This is a genomic window from Pseudomonas sp. PIC25, from assembly GCF_002286785.1.
In the GTDB taxonomy this organism is placed as follows: Bacteria; Pseudomonadota; Gammaproteobacteria; order Pseudomonadales; family Pseudomonadaceae; genus Pseudomonas_M.
Genome location: NZ_MUJY01000034.1, coordinates 1 through 14,099, shown reverse-complemented (window position 1 = coordinate 14,099; position 14,099 = coordinate 1). Strand labels below are relative to the sequence as shown.

Here is a 14,099-nt window from a genome sequence, read left to right as displayed (position 1 = left end):
AGGAACAACCACCGGCGCCGGCCGGTTCGTACCTGCCGGAGGTCGAGGCAACGGCAAGGGAGCCGACATGGGCCGGTTCAAGGGCGCCATGCCGGCATTCAAGGCCGGACGGTGGACCGTGGGGCTCGTCACTCGGCTCAACAGCAACGGCGGAGCCTGCCTAACCTGGATGTCAGCATTGATTGCCGGGCCCCGGGCAATCGACAAGGCACTCATGGGCTTCTTCCCCTCAACATCTGTCAGGCCATTCCGAAACTTCAGCGCACCCCGCGCCCAGCCGCATGCCCTGGCCTGGCTTCGAAAATGATCAGGTTGTGTCCCTTCCCCCGCGCCCAATACGTGGGGCTTTGCACAAGTACGTCGCGGATCACCCGGGCCATGGCCGCGATATCGTCGGTGCTCACGACGCCACCGTTGGGATCGAAGAAGTGCATATGCCCCGCGGCATCCTTGTGCAAGGCCATCGCATGCTGGCTCGAACACAACATGAAATAGCGCTCTCCGTCGCCACGCCCCAAGGCATTCACGGCCTCACCGAGTACCTGAATACCGTTAGGGGCCTCGAGATCGACGGCCCCCATGCTGTGAAGCTGGAAACCGGCCGCCGGCAATGTCGACTGGAACATCCGCAGCGCATTGCGGTTGTGCTGCGCAATGGCTGTCTCCAGTTCGATGTGCTGTAAGCCCACCGATCTCAGGAAAAGCGAATCTCTGTCCCACGCCTGGAATGCCTCGACGAAATGCGCGTTATCGTGACCTTCCGCCGCGTTCTTCAACCAGTTGAGCGAAAGACCGAAGCAGAGCCCTTTATCCTGGGTCGCCGCATCGATGTGTTCGCCCCCCCCTTCGATCGTCTTCAGCACTGCAAGCCGGGCCTCGCGCTGGTTGAACGGCAAGCTCAAGGTGCCCCCATGATGAAGAGCGACGTGGTGCATGAAGGCGATGTTCGATAGCTCAGGCGACTGGAACGGCGGAAGATGGGACGGCGCCCCCGCATTGCCGGTCGCGGATGCCGGCCTGGCGGTATTCAGCGGAGGGGGCGGCAGTGATAACGGCGCCGGCAGCGGATGGGTCAGGGGCGTCATTGCGGCACTGGGAACCGACGGTCGGACCTCCGGATTAGCCACCCGACCCAGCGGCAATGGGGCCTCTTGCCGAGCCTCCGTATCGATGCCGCTCGGCTGGCCACGAGCGATGTGCAAGGGAGTCATGCACACCCTCCCGTCAGGGCTAGGATACTCAGCGACGTGGGCCCCGGCCTTGAAAGGGAAGCAACGGTCGATGCCGGCTGACGACAACGCTCGAAGTAGGCGCCCAGCTCCCGGACGAGTTCGCCGAAGTTTCGCAATACCCGGTCCAGTTCATCGTCGTTCGTCTGCTCCAAGGGGTGTACGGCACGCAGCAGCAGCTGACGCCGTTCCGGGTCGAAGCCCAATGCGGCGCCACGGGTGTTGGCCGGGTCGAGGTTGAGGGTCATGGCCAGGGTCAGCAGGCCATTGTCGCGTGCCAGGTCCAGCTCGCAGACCGAGCTGTAGAAATACGCCAGGGTCTGACCCGGCGGCAGCATCACCAAAATCTCAGGAGAACCTGCCAGGGCGACATTGCGGCAACCCTGCGCATCCAGTACCCGCCCGTTGACAGCCGTAACTCCGCAACGGGTCAGCCAACGGCTGATCATCTGCTCCGCTTCGAGGAAATTCATCTCTCACCCATAGTCGAATAGCGGTTTTCACCGGCTTCGATTGAGTGGGTAATGCGCCATGGCAGTTCAATGTTGAAAAGTCGGTCAGGCGAGACAACGGTTCGTAGAAGCAGTATTCGCCCGTTTACCGCCGCTGGGCCAATGAATTCGCCCTGCAAGGATGCCGACCGCACCGCTTTTTTGTAGGAGCCCGTTCTGCTGGCGAAGCTTTTCGCGAGCAGAGTTCGCTCCAACGGTAGCGTCCAGGCCCAGTGTGGGAGCGAACCGGTTCGCGGATGAATCTGCTCCGGTTGGGTGCCAAACCGGCCCCGCGTTTATTGCCCAATGAGTATCAGCTTACCCGTCTGTGGATCGCGGTAGACCTGGCCGACGCTCTCCAGCCCTTCGCCGCCCTTTCCCTTGAGGCTGTCCGGTAGTTGGGGCAGTTCGCGGCCGCGCTCCACCGCGACCGGTTCACTACGCTGTTCCAACCGTTGCAGCAGGTCGGTCTGGGCCACCAGGGCGGCGATCAGGCCGCAAGCGAACACCAGTATCACGTCGACCATGTTCGCCAGCGGGCCAAGCGGGTCGTCGTCGCCCGCAGCGAAACGGCTAGAGCGCCAGCGCCGGCTCATCGCCCGCCTCCCCGTCCTCTACGGCTTCCAGTTCGTCGAGCAGTTCGTCATACCAGCGCCGGCGCAGACGGCCGAGGGCGAAGCCGATCACCCCGGCGAGCAGGCCGAGCACCGTGGTGTCGAAGGCCACACGCATGGCCACGCTGAGAATCTGCACATTGCCCTCGCCCAACGCCGCCAGCCCCGGACCGAGGGGGATCAACGTGCCCATCAGGCCGAGCATCGGACCGATGCGGGCGATCAGATCGGCGCGGTCCAGGCGCTTGCGGGCACGCCGTTCGACATCGGTCGGTGCCCGCGACCGCCAGCGAGACAGCCCGCCCAGGCGCTCGCCGGCCGCCACGCCGATATCCCACACGGCCAGCGCCAGCAGGCCGAACAGGGCCCAGGTCACCGGTTGCAGCAGCCAGCCCACCAGCAGGTGCAGCCAGCCGAAGACGTTACTGTCGAACATGTTCATTGCCCTCCCAGGGGTTGATGCCCGCGGCCACGCCAGATACCCAGCCCGAGTAGCGCCAGCAAGGCCAACACGCCGATCCAGATCGACGGACCGAGCGGTTGCACCTCGCCGGAAGTTGCTTCGTCTGGTGCCTCTTCACCGGCAGCCGGCTCGACGGCGTCCGACTGGAGTTCGCTGATGCTGCTCGGCGCGGCCGACACCTCCGGCTGTGGCAGCTTCGCCGCTTCCAGACGAGCCGCGAGCGCGGTGCGCAGGTCTTCCGGCAGTTGCGGCAGCAGCCACTGGAACATCGGATGGTCCGGCCGGGTATGACCGCTGCCTGGCAGGCCGTTTTCCACCACCAGCCGGGCGAACTGCTCGCCGAGTGCCTTGACCGTTGTCTCATCGGCTTGCCAGAAGCCTTTGTGGATGGCCACCAGCATGATCGCCAGCATGTTGCTCTTCACATGCACGTTGGCGCCCTGTTCGAGGAAGCGGTCGATGCCCAGGTCATAGCGGTCGTCCAGATACACCGCCTTGACCTCTTCCCAGGCGCTGTCGCGAATGATGTCGGGGTTGGTCACCTGCCAGCCCCAGAGGTATTCGAGGAATTCGCTGCCCATGGTGCGGGCGCCGGCATAGTCGTGCTGCATCAGCGCTTTAATCCAGGCTGGGTTGAGGAAGCGCCCGCGCAGCTCGGCCAGCAGCGCCTGCTGCAACGGCTCCAGACGCACTTGGCGTGGGTCGTTGTGCCAGCCGACGTAACTCTCCGGCACCTGGCCGGAAAACTGCTCGACCGCCAGACTCAGGCCGCCGAGATAATCGAAGGCATCGTTGTTATCCATCAGGCCGTAGAGGTTGCTGGAGCGACCGAGGTAGGTGCGCTTGACCTGCTTGAGACCCTCTTCGAACACCGCCTGCACCGGCTCGCCCTGATGCCGCATGCCGTAGGCATGGCCCATGCGGTTGACGTAGGCGCGGGCCAGTTCGCTACGATCCTGCCAACTGCCGGAGCGTTCCACCAGGTTGTTGATGCCTGCGCCATAGGCACCGGGCGCCACCCCGAACAGGCGCAGGGCCGCCAGGCTACCGGCCTGTTCGGGGCCCGCACCGGCGTCCAGCCGGCGCGCCGCATCGTGCACCCAGTTGGCAGCGACGCGGTTGGCCCCCAGCGATTCGTCGCCGCCGCTGGCCAAGGCACCGAGCGGTTCCAGGGCGGTGGCCAGCGCAGGGCGCAGCGCGGGGTAATCACGGCGGATGGTTTCGCTGGCGCCATCCAGGGCAAGCAGCACGCCGCGTTCGAGCATGGCGAGCTGGTCGGCGTAGAGGTCGCGGAACAGGCCGGAGGTGGTGAACAGCAGGTCGCGCCGCTGGCGACCGCTCTCCAGCGGCACACGGCGAATGCCTTCGACGATGCCACGGCTGTTCCAGATCGGCTCGACGCCGAGCAGGTCCAGGCCGAAGGCGATCATCGCACCCTCGTCGCGCACCGTGTCCGAGGCCCAGAGGATCACCGCCTCACGCCCGCCGTCCTCAATGGGGCGCTCCCGGGCTTTGTCCGCCATGTCGCGGCCAATGCCCCAGCCGATGCGGCTCGGCAGCAGGCTGCTGTCCAAGGCGTGGAAATTGCGCCCTGTGGGCAGCGCTTCAGGCGTGCGGATTGGGTCGTTGCCCTTGCCGGGCGCGACGAAGCGGCCATTCAGCGCGCCGACCAGGGCGTTCATTTCCGATACCGGCGAATCGATCAGGGCCTGACGCTGCTTCTCCCCGGCAGCGCCCATGGAGGTCAGCAGGGTTTCGACGGCTTCCGGTTGCCAAGGCTTGCCGAACACGTGCAGGCCCATGGGCATGAAGCGCTCCTGGATATTGGTCAGGTAATGGCCAACCTCGTGTACCAGCAGATCGTCATCCGCCTGTTCGAAGTCGATGCCGCGTGCCGCCAGGGGTTCGGCCATGGATTCGCGCAGCTCGGGCTCAAGGCCGGAGCTGCCGATCAACCGCTTGATTTCGACGATGGTGGCGCGGCGGGCCGGACCATCCACCTGGCCGCTGCCGGTCTCGAAGCTCTCGATGAGCTGGCGCAGCTTGAGCAGGTCGTCGTAGAGCGGCGTGGCCACCAGCGGCGGCGTCAGGTGGTCGATCATCACGGCCAGCCCTCGACGCTTGGCCTGGATACCCTCGCCGACGCCATCGACGATGTACGGATAGATGCTCGGCAGGTCGCCGATCACCTGCATCGAGTAGTCCTCGTCGGACAGGCCGGCGCGACGACGCGGCAGGAACTCGTAGGTGGAATGCCGGCCGAGGTGGATCAGGGCATCGGCTTTGAAGTCGTCGCGCAGCCAGTGGTAGAAGGCCAGGTACTGGTGCGGCGGCGGGAACACCAGGTTGGCGTGCAGCAATTCCTCATCGATTTCCCAGCCCCGGGGCGGCTGCGGACCGACGAAGACATTGCCGAAACGCAGCCCCGGCAACACCAACCGCCCCTGGTGCACCATCACGTAGCCCGGCCCTTCGCCCCAGCCGCGCAACCCTTCGATGCCGGTGTCGGCAAGCGCCTGGATCAGCGCATCGGCCTGCGCCCAGTCGACCTGCCCTGAGCGCTCCAGTGCCTGGCGGTAGAGGTTTTCGAGCTGCGCCAGCAGGTCCAGCGCACGTGTCTTGGCCGGGTGGACGACGCCGTCCAGCACGTGATGCAGCTCGCTGGAGCCGTTGGCGAAGATTTCCCCGGCAATCGCCAGTTGCGAGCTTTCCAGCGCACGACGCAACTGCGCATGCCAATACCCCAGCGGTCCACGGATCATTTCCGACTGCAAGGCAGCAGGCAGTGTGGCGAACCAGCGGCGGTACTCCTCGCTGTTCATGCTTTCTACCTTGCCAGCCATTTCGGCCAGGGCGTCGCCCTGCTCCGGCAAGTTGACGCCGCGCTCCTGCAACAGGTCGAGCAGCGCTTGCGGGCTCTCCGGCAAGGGGCCGGTGTCGTAGCCCTCGGCCTTGAGCCGCTGGAGGATCTGGAACAGCGACTGCGGCACGTCGAGGTTGTCTGCGCCGATGTTGTGCCGCCCCGGCGGATGGTTGTAGTAGATGAGCGCGATGCGTTTGTCGGCGTTGACCTTCTCTTGCAGGCGCTGCCAGCCCTGGACTCGCGCCGCCAGGGCTTCGACCCGTGCCGGTAACGGCTGGCTGAAGCCGAAGCGGATACCGGTCACGCGGTCGATCTGCGCCGCCTGCCACGCCGCCAGGACCATCGGCTGGCTGCTGCCCTGGAGTTCCGGCATGGCCAGTTGGTAATGCACCTTGTCGCGGCCGAGGCCGTCGCTGGACAGTTGCCAGGCGGTCTCGTCGCGGTCGTCCAGGCGTAGCCCCTTGAGCACCGGAGCGTTCAGGCCGACCAGCAGATCGGTGGCCTGTTCGCGCCCTTCCCCGCCGCCCATGACGAAATCCTGCAAAGCCACGACGGCGGCCAGCGGCGGATGCTCGCCCTCCTTCAACCAGCGCAGCGCCTCCAGGGTGGCGGCGCCCCAGTCGGCGAACAGGCTCACGCAGGCCATTCCGCGTTGCTCCAGCGCACGGCAGAGTACGTCATTGAGTTCGCGGTCACCGTTGCGGTCGGCACGGCCGTGATCGACCAGTGCGACCAGTCGATTGCCCTTCCAGACCAGTTGCTTCGGTTCCCGCAGCCGGCCGTGCTGGTAATAGCGCAGCGACGGCCGGGCCTGGGGCGCCTCGGCCCGGACAGCGGGGCTGCCGCGAGCGGCCAGCCAGCCAAGCAGGCGAGCGATATTCTCGCTGCCGCCGGCCAGCCAATAACTGCGTGCCTGAACCCACTCGGCCTGACGTGGGTAGGCCTCGGCCATTTTCCGGACCCAGCCTGTCAAATCGCCCAACGGCTTCTGTGCGCCGAGCTTTTCTGCCTCTTCGCGATTGGCGAAGGCGAGACGCCCACCGATACGACTGAGCGCCACCAGATTCTGCTCGCTGTGCAGAATGAATCGCTCACCGGCAGTCCATTCCGCCAGCAAGGGTTGCAGACGCTCGGCCTCGGCACCGAACAGTCCCACCGTCAGCAGTACGCTGCCTTGGGCCAGCCAGTCGCGCACGGCGGCATCGTCCAGTTCGGCGAGTTGTTCCGGTGTCCGCGCACTCACCGCCTGCTGCGGATAGCGCTGCGCGAAGAGCGCCGCCCCGGCGGCGAACTCCGCCGCGCTGTACTGCGACACGATGGCATTGATCCGGGCCTGCGCCGCCAGCGGCCAACCCAGGCAGAACAGACCGATCAGAAGAAAAGGTCGGATAAACGACATGCCCACTCCGTGAAGAAAGGATGGGCTGCCGAAATAGAGGGATGCGCCCCGGCCACAAGGCCAAGGCAGAAGAAGCTCTATGCCGGGGAAGTCGCCCACCGCAACTTTCCTGCGGAACGCGGGCTGGTGTCGGGCTCGGTCGAACGCATCGACCCTACCGTTGCGGGGGCAGCGACAGCTTGGACTGTCTTCCCATTTACCCCGGACCTTGATCCGGGCACCACGCGTTCCGTTCGTTCGGCCGCACCGGGCCGAATGGGGCGCCACCTTACGCGGCGCCCTGCACTAGATCAAGCCGGTACCGGCTGGGTTAAGATGCCCCGCTCAAGCCCGGTCGCGACCGACACGCGCCAGGACTTCGCCACGAACAGTCGGATGCGCTTCCCTGCCCCATAAGGTTTTCATGCTCGAACGCCAGCGCCTCAAGCACATTCTCAACCTCGGCCTGCCGATCATCGGCGGCATGCTCAGCCAGAGCCTGCTCAACCTAATCGATGCCGCCATGGTCGGCCACCTGGGCGAGAAAGCCCTGGCCGGAGTCGGGATCGGCAGCTACGCCAACTTCATGGCCATCGCCCTGGTCATGGGCCTGGGAGCCGCCGTGCAGGCCCAGGTGGCACGCCGCCGCGGCGAAGGACGCGCCGACGAGGCCGCCGCACCGCTGAATGCAGGTCTGGCCATCGCCCTGGGTATCGCCCTGCCGCTGACACTGCTTGGCTGGTGGCAGGCGGAAACCATCATCGGCCTGCTGTCCGATGACCCGGAGGTGAGCGCCATTGGCATTCGCTATTTCGAATGGCGGGTGCTGGCGATCTTCGCCGTCGGCATGAACTTCTCCTTCCGCGGCTACTGGAACGGCAGCCACCAATCCGGCGTGTACATGCGCACGCTGGTGATCATGCACGCGGCCAACGTCGTCATCAGCTACAGCCTGATCCACGGACTGTTCGGCCTGCCCAACATGGGTGCGCCAGGCTCCGGCCTGGGCACCAGCCTCGCGCTGTACCTGGGCTCGGCGATCTACGGCTGGCAGACTTGGCGCATCGCCCAAGCGCAGGGCTTTCTACGCCGCCGGCCCAGCGCGCTGGATATCCGCGTGATGCTGCGCCTGGTGTTACCCAACTCCTTGCAGCAGTTCTTCTTCGCCGCCGGCATCACCGCGCTGTTCTGGATCATCGGCCAGGTCGGCACGGCGGAGCTGGCGATCGCCCATGTGCTGATCAACCTGGCGCTGTTCCTCATCCTGCCGGGCGTCGGCCTGGGTATGGCGGCGACCACGCTGGTCAGCCAGAGCCTCGGCGAGAAAGATGCGGTCGCCGCCCATCGCTGGGGCTGGGAGGTGGTAAAGGTCGCGGCCATCGGTCTGGCGTTGCTGGGCATGCCGTTCTGGTTGTTTCCGCAGGCCATCCTGCCGCTGTTCGTCAGCGACGCGCATCTGATCGAGCTGGGCACCTGGCCCTTGCGCCTGACCGGCTTCGGTATGGTCATCGACGCGACCGCGCTGGTGCTTACCCAGGCCCTGCTGGGCGCTGGCGCCAGTCGCACGGTGATGGCGGTCAGCCTGGGTAACCAGTGGCTGTTCTTCCTGCCGCTGGCCTATCTGGTCGGCCCGGTGCTGGGCCATGGCTTGCTGGCGATCTGGAGTCTGCAGATTCTGCAGCGCGGCATGGCCTCCGCGGTGTTCGCGGTGATGTGGCAGCGCAGGGGCTGGACGCAAATCCGCCTGTAGCGGCTAAGCTCCTTGACGGAGGTGCCCATGAACGACCAATCCGAAGACCGCAAACCGCTGACGTTCTGGCAGATGCTGCACAGCGTACTGGCTGCCGCCCTGGGCGTGCAGAGCGGCAAGAACCGCGCTCGCGATTTCACCCACGGCAAACCGAGTCACTTCATCATCCTGGGCGTGGTGTTCACATTGCTGTTCGTGCTGACGATCTTTGGCGTGGTGAAGCTGGTGATCCACCTGGCCGGGATCTGAATTCAATCCAGCAGTGCATCGAGGGAGAACCGGTAGTCCTTCGCATCGGGCCAGCCTTGCAGGGTGAACTTCCGGAAGTCCAGGCCGAAGCCTTTCTGCTCCTGGCGCTGCATCAAGCGCCGGGATTGCTTCTCATCGAGCAACCTGAACAGCGGGACCTGGCGGTCCTTGCCGCCATGGGCGGCGAAATCCAGACCAGCATCATAGTCATGTAACAGCACCAGAGCCCAGCCGCCGAGGGTGAAATGCCCGCCGACCAGGGCACTGATACGTCCATCGATACGCGCTTGGAGCACCTCGCGGGAAGTATTCAGGGCGGAAAACAGCACATCCCTGCCGGGAACCTTGTGCCGCTCCTCCAGCGCCTGCATCGCGCCGAAGGCCATTTCGTCGTTCGCTGCCCAGATCACTCGGGTCTGCGGATAGCGCGGCAACAGCAATTGCGCCTGCTCATAGGCCCGCTGGCGGTTCCATTCGCCGTAGACCATCTGACGCAAGCGCACCCTAGGGTGCTCGGCCAGCGCGCGTTGCAGGCCGGCCTCCCGTATCCGCGAGGCCGGCGTCTGGCGATTGCCGGCGAACGCGATCAGCTCTATCTCGCCGAAGGTGCCCTGCTCGGCCTGGACGAACAACGCCCTGGCCATCAGGTAACCGGCCTCTTCGTCGTTCGGTACCATGCTGCCGATCCAGTTGGGGTGGTTTTCCCGGGTGTTGCCGGTATAGCGCTGCTGCTCTTCGGTCAGATGGCTGTTTACGGAGAACAGCTTGACCGGCTTGCCCGCCGCCAGACGCAGAATTTCCGGCCCGGCATGTTCCTCGTTGACGAACAGCAGGTAGTCCGGCAGAGCCTCGCCGCCCAGCGTGTCACGCGCCTGTTGCAGGGTACGTTGCGCGTCGCGTTCGCCATAAAGCACGGTCAATTCGAACCCCAGGTCGTCCGCAGCCGCCTGCATGAAGCGGGTATAGCCGACCCAGAAGACTTCCGTGGATCGCCCAGGATTGAGAAACACCACCGATGTCGCATGCGCCGCCAGGCTGCCGAACAGGCAGAAAAGAAAAAGAAACAGACGCAGGAGCATGGAGCGGTTATCCGGGGCAAAAGAGCTTAGTGTAGCGTCGAGAATAGCTATCAAATAGCCATGAGCCCGATCGAAAGCGCCGGTTGGACGAGCGGTGTCGCAAGCAGACACTGGCCGCCTCGTCGGAAACGGCCAGCCGGTGTGGCGTATGGCAGCGACTTACTGATGGCTGACCCAGAAGACGGCCGTTGCCACGGCAATCGCGATCAGCACCAGGATCGCCCAGGCATCTACCACACTGTCGCGGTTTTCGTGTTCGGAATGGTCGGTCATGCTTCCCCCTTCTTGTGATTATGGGTGACACCCTTCGGAGTTAAGACCAGCGCCGTCGCTCCCTCAAGCAGCGGAGTTATGCTCCTTCGGTAACTTAGAACTAATAGTTCCTACCATATATTCAAACTTCACTTTTGCGCATAACCCTGAGCTGGTATCTTCCTCGGGCTCCGCGGGGAGTGCGCGACCGTGCGCGCGGAAAGCCCAGAAACCCGATTCGCCGGCAGCCTCGTGCAGCATGCCGCGAGGGTTGCTAAGTAGCCTGAAAACAGGACATTTCATGTACGTATACGACGAGTACGATCAACGGATCGTCGAGGACCGCGTCAAGCAGTTCCGCGATCAGACCCGCCGTTATCTGGCAGGCGAACTGACAGGCGAAGAGTTCCGTCCGCTGCGCCTGCAGAACGGCCTCTATATCCAGCGCTATGCCCCCATGTTGCGGATAGCAGTGCCCTACGGCCTGCTCTCCTCGAAGCAAATACGCAAGCTGGCGCAGATCGCTCGCGACTACGACAAGGGCTATGCCCATATCAGCACCCGCCAGAACGTGCAGTTCAACTGGCCGGACCTGGAAGACGTGCCGGATATCCTCGCCGAACTGGCCACCGTGCAGATGCATGCGATCCAGACCAGCGGCAACTGCATTCGCAACACCACGACCGATCAGTTCGCCGGCGTCGCCCGCGACGAGCTGGTCGATCCACGCCCCTGGTGCGAGATCATCCGCCAGTGGTCGACCTTCCACCCGGAATTCGCCCACCTGCCGCGTAAGTTCAAGATCGCGGTGAACGGCGCCGTGAGCGACCGTGCCGCCATCGAGGTTCATGACATCGGCCTGGAAGCGGTGAAGAACGCCGCAGGCGAACTGGGCTTCCGCGTTTCCGTCGGTGGCGGTCTCGGCCGGACACCGGTGGTTGGCAGCTTCATCAATGAATTCCTGCCCTGGCAGCACCTGCTGAGCTACCTGGACGCGATCTTGCGGGTCTACAACCGCTATGGCCGCCGCGACAACAAGTTCAAGGCGCGCATCAAGATTCTGGTCAAGGCGTTGACACCGGAAGTCTTCGCCGAGAAAGTCGAGGCCGAGTTCGTCCACCTGAAGGACGGCCCGACCACCCTGACCGAAGCCGAAGTGGAACGCGTGGCCAAGCACTTCATCGACCCAAACTATGAGTCGCTGGAGGACCAGGACGAGGCTCTCGCCCGTCTCGATGCCGAGCACCCGGGCTTTGCCCGCTGGCGCGCACGCAACGTCGTACTGCACAAGAAGCCGGGCTATGCCGCAGTCACGCTGTCGCTGAAGCCCACCGGCACTGCGCCGGGCGATGTCACCGACAAACAACTGGATGCCATCGCCGACCTGGCCGATCGCTACAGCTTCGGTGAAGTACGCAACAGCCATAACCAGAACATCATCCTGGCCGACGTGCGCCAGCGCGATTTGTTCGCGCTGTGGGGCGAGCTGCGCGAGCTGGGCTTCGCCACGCCGAACATCGGCCTGCTGACCGATATCATCTGCTGCCCGGGCGGCGACTTCTGCTCCCTGGCCAACGCCAAGTCGATTCCGATTGCCGAAGCCATCCAGCGCCGTTTCGACGATCTGGACTACCTGTTCGATCTGGGTGAGATCGACCTCAACATCTCCGGCTGTATGAACGCTTGCGGTCACCACCACGTCGGCCATATCGGCATCCTCGGGGTGGACAAGAAAGGCGAGGAGTTCTACCAGGTCTCCCTCGGCGGCAGCGCCAGTCGAGATGCCAGCCTCGGCCAGATTCTCGGCCCCTCCTTCGCCCAGGACGCCATGCCGGACGTGATCGAGAAAATCATCAATGTCTACGTGGAAAAACGCGCCGAAGACGAGCGCTTCATCGACACCTTCCGCCGTATCGGTATCGACCCCTTCAAGGAGCGCGTGTATGCAGCGAATCATTAAGAATGACCAGGTGATCGATGAAACCTGGCACCTGCTGCCCAAGGACGTGACGCTCGAAGGACTCTCCAACAGCGACGACCTGATCGTTCCGCTCGCCCTGTGGCGCGACCACGCCCACGCGCTGAAGGCCCGCGACGGCGGCCTCGGCGTATGGCTGGACAGCGACGAGGAAGTGGAAGAGATCGCCGACGATCTGCAGTACTTCCAGGTCGTGGCGCTGAACTTCCCGGTGTTCACCGATGGTCGCCACTTCTCCAGCGCCCGCCTGCTGCGTGAGCGCTACGGCTACAAGGGCGAAGTTCGTGCGATTGGCGATGTACTGCGCGACCAGTTGTTCTTCATGAAGCGCTGCGGGTTCGATGCCTATGCCATCCGCCCGGACCGCGACCCCTATGACGCACTACAGAGCCTGCACGACTTCTCCGAGGTCTACCAGGCCGCCACCGACCAGCCATTGCCGCTGTTCCGCCGCCGCGGTTGATCGATGAAGCCTGAAAGCCTCGCCTCCCGCGGGGCTTTTCTTTTCCACGCAATTTATGCGCTGACGCTATCCCAAGCCGCCTGGGCCAACAGGTCACGGCATTCGATCAACGCCGTCTCCGTGCGCCCGGCCAGCCAATTGCGGGCAAAATCATGGGCCGGCCCGATGATCAGCGATGAAAAGCAGTCCACTGGTATCGGCTTGAATACGCCCTGTTCTCGGTAGCTCGCCAGAGCCTGGTTGATGCGCCCGTAATGCACGCGATTGGCCTCGCGTAGCGCCTCCCCCACCTCACTCGCCTCGACGCGCCCTCGGCTGTGCAGGATGAAACGTGCCCAGTCCGGGTTGGCCACCACCCAGTCGATGTAGCTAGTCACCAGCAGCTTCACACAATCCTCCGCGCTGTCGGCCACGGCGAAACCTTCCTCCAGCAGGGCTGCGTATTCCGCCGTACCCGCCAGGTACAGCGCGCCGATGATGCGCTCTTTGTTGCCGAAGTGGTGATAGAGACTGCCGATGCTGGCACCGGAGCGATCGCGGATCATCTCGATGGTGGTGGCATCGACACCGAATTCGGTGAAGCAGGCCAGCGCGGCCTGGAGGATTTCATCCTTGCGTGAACGACGGGCCATCAGCTCCCCAATGACTAGAATATTTTTCTAGAATTCATTTCTAATGCTCGTATACTGCCCCGGCGCGCGCTCATCTTCAATTCGTTTTCACTCAGGAGAAACGTATGAGTCAAATGTTGCAGATGTTCCGGCAGGCCGGCCCGGCCCAGTTCAGCGCCATGATCGGCCAGGTGGCACCCTACTTCGCCAGTATCGCCCCGCAGGTCGTCGAACTGCGTCCGGGCTATGCGGAAGTGGCCTTCCCCAAGCGACGCGAGGTGTTGAACCACATCGGCACCGTTCATGCCATCGCACTGTGCAACGCTGCCGAACTAGCGGCCGGTACCATGACCGATGCCTCCATCCCACCGGGCTGCCGCTGGATTCCACGCGGCATGACCGTGGAGTACCTGGCCAAGGCCGACGGTGACATCCGCACCGTGGCCGATGGCAGCGCCATCGACTGGAACCTGATCGGCGACATCAAGGTGCCGGTGATGGTTTATGTCGGCGATAAGCCGGTGTTCCGCGCCGAGATCACCATGTACGTCAGCCAAGCATGAAAAAAGCCCGGCGCCAGGCCGTAATGCTGTTCACTTAAGCGGAGCAGCCTTCCGATCCACTGGATAGCGGGTCTTCGAAATCTTCACCGTCCTGGGCCTTGATGGCCTTGGGCGGT

At 64.1% G+C, this 14,099-nt stretch carries 12 protein-coding genes and 1 riboswitch; of the genes, 5 read left to right on the top strand and 7 right to left on the bottom strand.

What is annotated here, in order from left to right:
* Positions 1 to 257 precede the first annotated feature (257 nt).
* The 5 genes from BZL41_RS02100 to BZL41_RS02080 form a co-directional block, all read right to left on the bottom strand.
* On the bottom strand, positions 258 to 1,085 hold the full coding sequence (locus BZL41_RS02100) for a YopT-type cysteine protease domain-containing protein (RefSeq protein ID WP_168190917.1): 828 nt from the start codon (positions 1,083 to 1,085) through the stop codon (positions 258 to 260).
* A gap of 122 nt (positions 1,086 to 1,207) precedes the next feature.
* Entirely contained in the window at positions 1,208 to 1,702 is a 495-nt protein-coding gene (locus BZL41_RS02095) for a CesT family type III secretion system chaperone (protein WP_095597767.1), read from the bottom strand.
* Positions 1,703 to 2,016: 314 nt separating this feature from the next.
* Positions 2,017 to 2,316, bottom strand: coding sequence for a DUF2149 domain-containing protein (locus BZL41_RS02090; protein WP_095597766.1), 300 nt, complete (start codon positions 2,314 to 2,316; stop codon positions 2,017 to 2,019).
* Positions 2,294 to 2,770, bottom strand: a complete 477-nt coding sequence (locus tag BZL41_RS02085; RefSeq protein ID WP_095597818.1) for a MotA/TolQ/ExbB proton channel family protein — start codon at positions 2,768 to 2,770, stop codon at positions 2,294 to 2,296. Before BZL41_RS02085 ends, BZL41_RS02090 begins: the two co-directional genes overlap by 23 nt.
* Before the next feature lie 2 nt (positions 2,771 to 2,772).
* Positions 2,773 to 7,059 carry a cobaltochelatase subunit CobN gene (locus tag BZL41_RS02080; RefSeq protein WP_095597765.1) on the bottom strand — a complete coding sequence of 1,429 codons (4,287 nt, stop codon included), beginning with the start codon at positions 7,057 to 7,059 and terminating at the stop codon, positions 2,773 to 2,775.
* A gap of 102 nt (positions 7,060 to 7,161) precedes the next feature.
* Positions 7,162 to 7,299, bottom strand: a riboswitch (cobalamin riboswitch).
* A gap of 163 nt (positions 7,300 to 7,462) precedes the next feature.
* On the opposite strand from BZL41_RS02080, the gene BZL41_RS02075 reads away from it, so the two are divergent.
* Both BZL41_RS02075 and BZL41_RS02070 read left to right on the top strand, forming a co-directional pair.
* Positions 7,463 to 8,788, top strand: coding sequence for an MATE family efflux transporter (locus BZL41_RS02075; protein WP_095597764.1), 1,326 nt, complete (start codon positions 7,463 to 7,465; stop codon positions 8,786 to 8,788).
* A gap of 27 nt (positions 8,789 to 8,815) precedes the next feature.
* Entirely contained in the window at positions 8,816 to 9,037 is a 222-nt protein-coding gene (locus tag BZL41_RS02070; protein ID WP_095597763.1) for a DUF2970 domain-containing protein, read from the top strand.
* A gap of 2 nt (positions 9,038 to 9,039) precedes the next feature.
* Here the strand turns inward: BZL41_RS02070 and BZL41_RS02065 are convergent, their stop codons facing one another.
* Positions 9,040 to 10,116 carry an ABC transporter substrate-binding protein gene (locus tag BZL41_RS02065; protein ID WP_095597762.1) on the bottom strand — a complete coding sequence of 359 codons (1,077 nt, stop codon included), beginning with the start codon at positions 10,114 to 10,116 and terminating at the stop codon, positions 9,040 to 9,042.
* Positions 10,117 to 10,669: 553 nt separating this feature from the next.
* Between BZL41_RS02065 and BZL41_RS02060 the strand changes: the two genes are divergently transcribed.
* On the top strand, positions 10,670 to 12,328 hold the full coding sequence (locus BZL41_RS02060) for a nitrite/sulfite reductase (protein WP_095597761.1): 1,659 nt from the start codon (positions 10,670 to 10,672) through the stop codon (positions 12,326 to 12,328).
* Positions 12,312 to 12,809, top strand: coding sequence for a DUF934 domain-containing protein (locus BZL41_RS02055; RefSeq protein WP_095597760.1), 498 nt, complete (start codon positions 12,312 to 12,314; stop codon positions 12,807 to 12,809). The genes BZL41_RS02060 and BZL41_RS02055 overlap by 17 nt, the downstream gene beginning before the upstream one ends.
* A 53-nt stretch (positions 12,810 to 12,862) precedes the next feature.
* On the opposite strand, the gene BZL41_RS02050 is transcribed toward BZL41_RS02055, so the two are convergent.
* On the bottom strand, positions 12,863 to 13,441 hold the full coding sequence (locus BZL41_RS02050; protein WP_095597759.1) for a TetR/AcrR family transcriptional regulator: 579 nt from the start codon (positions 13,439 to 13,441) through the stop codon (positions 12,863 to 12,865).
* Between the two features lie 104 nt (positions 13,442 to 13,545).
* Here BZL41_RS02050 and BZL41_RS02045 point away from each other — a divergent pair, with 104 nt between their 5' ends.
* Positions 13,546 to 13,983: a hotdog fold domain-containing protein gene (locus BZL41_RS02045; protein ID WP_095597758.1), complete on the top strand. Its 438-nt coding sequence runs from the start codon at positions 13,546 to 13,548 to the stop codon at positions 13,981 to 13,983.
* Positions 13,984 to 14,099: the final 116 nt, after the last annotated feature.

Coding starts and splice junctions, on each gene's coding strand:
- BZL41_RS02065 (WP_095597762.1), bottom strand. CDS start 10,116: ATGCTCCTGCGTCTGTTTCTTTTTCTTTTCTGCCTGTTCGGCAGCCTG.
- BZL41_RS02045 (WP_095597758.1), top strand. CDS start 13,546: ATGAGTCAAATGTTGCAGATGTTCCGGCAGGCCGGCCCGGCCCAGTTC.
- BZL41_RS02070 (WP_095597763.1), top strand. CDS start 8,816: ATGAACGACCAATCCGAAGACCGCAAACCGCTGACGTTCTGGCAGATG.
- BZL41_RS02055 (WP_095597760.1), top strand. CDS start 12,312: ATGCAGCGAATCATTAAGAATGACCAGGTGATCGATGAAACCTGGCAC.
- BZL41_RS02050 (WP_095597759.1), bottom strand. CDS start 13,441: ATGGCCCGTCGTTCACGCAAGGATGAAATCCTCCAGGCCGCGCTGGCC.
- BZL41_RS02060 (WP_095597761.1), top strand. CDS start 10,670: ATGTACGTATACGACGAGTACGATCAACGGATCGTCGAGGACCGCGTC.
- BZL41_RS02085 (WP_095597818.1), bottom strand. CDS start 2,770: ATGTTCGACAGTAACGTCTTCGGCTGGCTGCACCTGCTGGTGGGCTGG.
- BZL41_RS02080 (WP_095597765.1), bottom strand. CDS start 7,059: ATGTCGTTTATCCGACCTTTTCTTCTGATCGGTCTGTTCTGCCTGGGT.
- BZL41_RS02095 (WP_095597767.1), bottom strand. CDS start 1,702: ATGAATTTCCTCGAAGCGGAGCAGATGATCAGCCGTTGGCTGACCCGT.
- BZL41_RS02100 (WP_168190917.1), bottom strand. CDS start 1,085: ATGACGCCCCTGACCCATCCGCTGCCGGCGCCGTTATCACTGCCGCCC.
- BZL41_RS02075 (WP_095597764.1), top strand. CDS start 7,463: ATGCTCGAACGCCAGCGCCTCAAGCACATTCTCAACCTCGGCCTGCCG.
- BZL41_RS02090 (WP_095597766.1), bottom strand. CDS start 2,316: ATGAGCCGGCGCTGGCGCTCTAGCCGTTTCGCTGCGGGCGACGACGAC.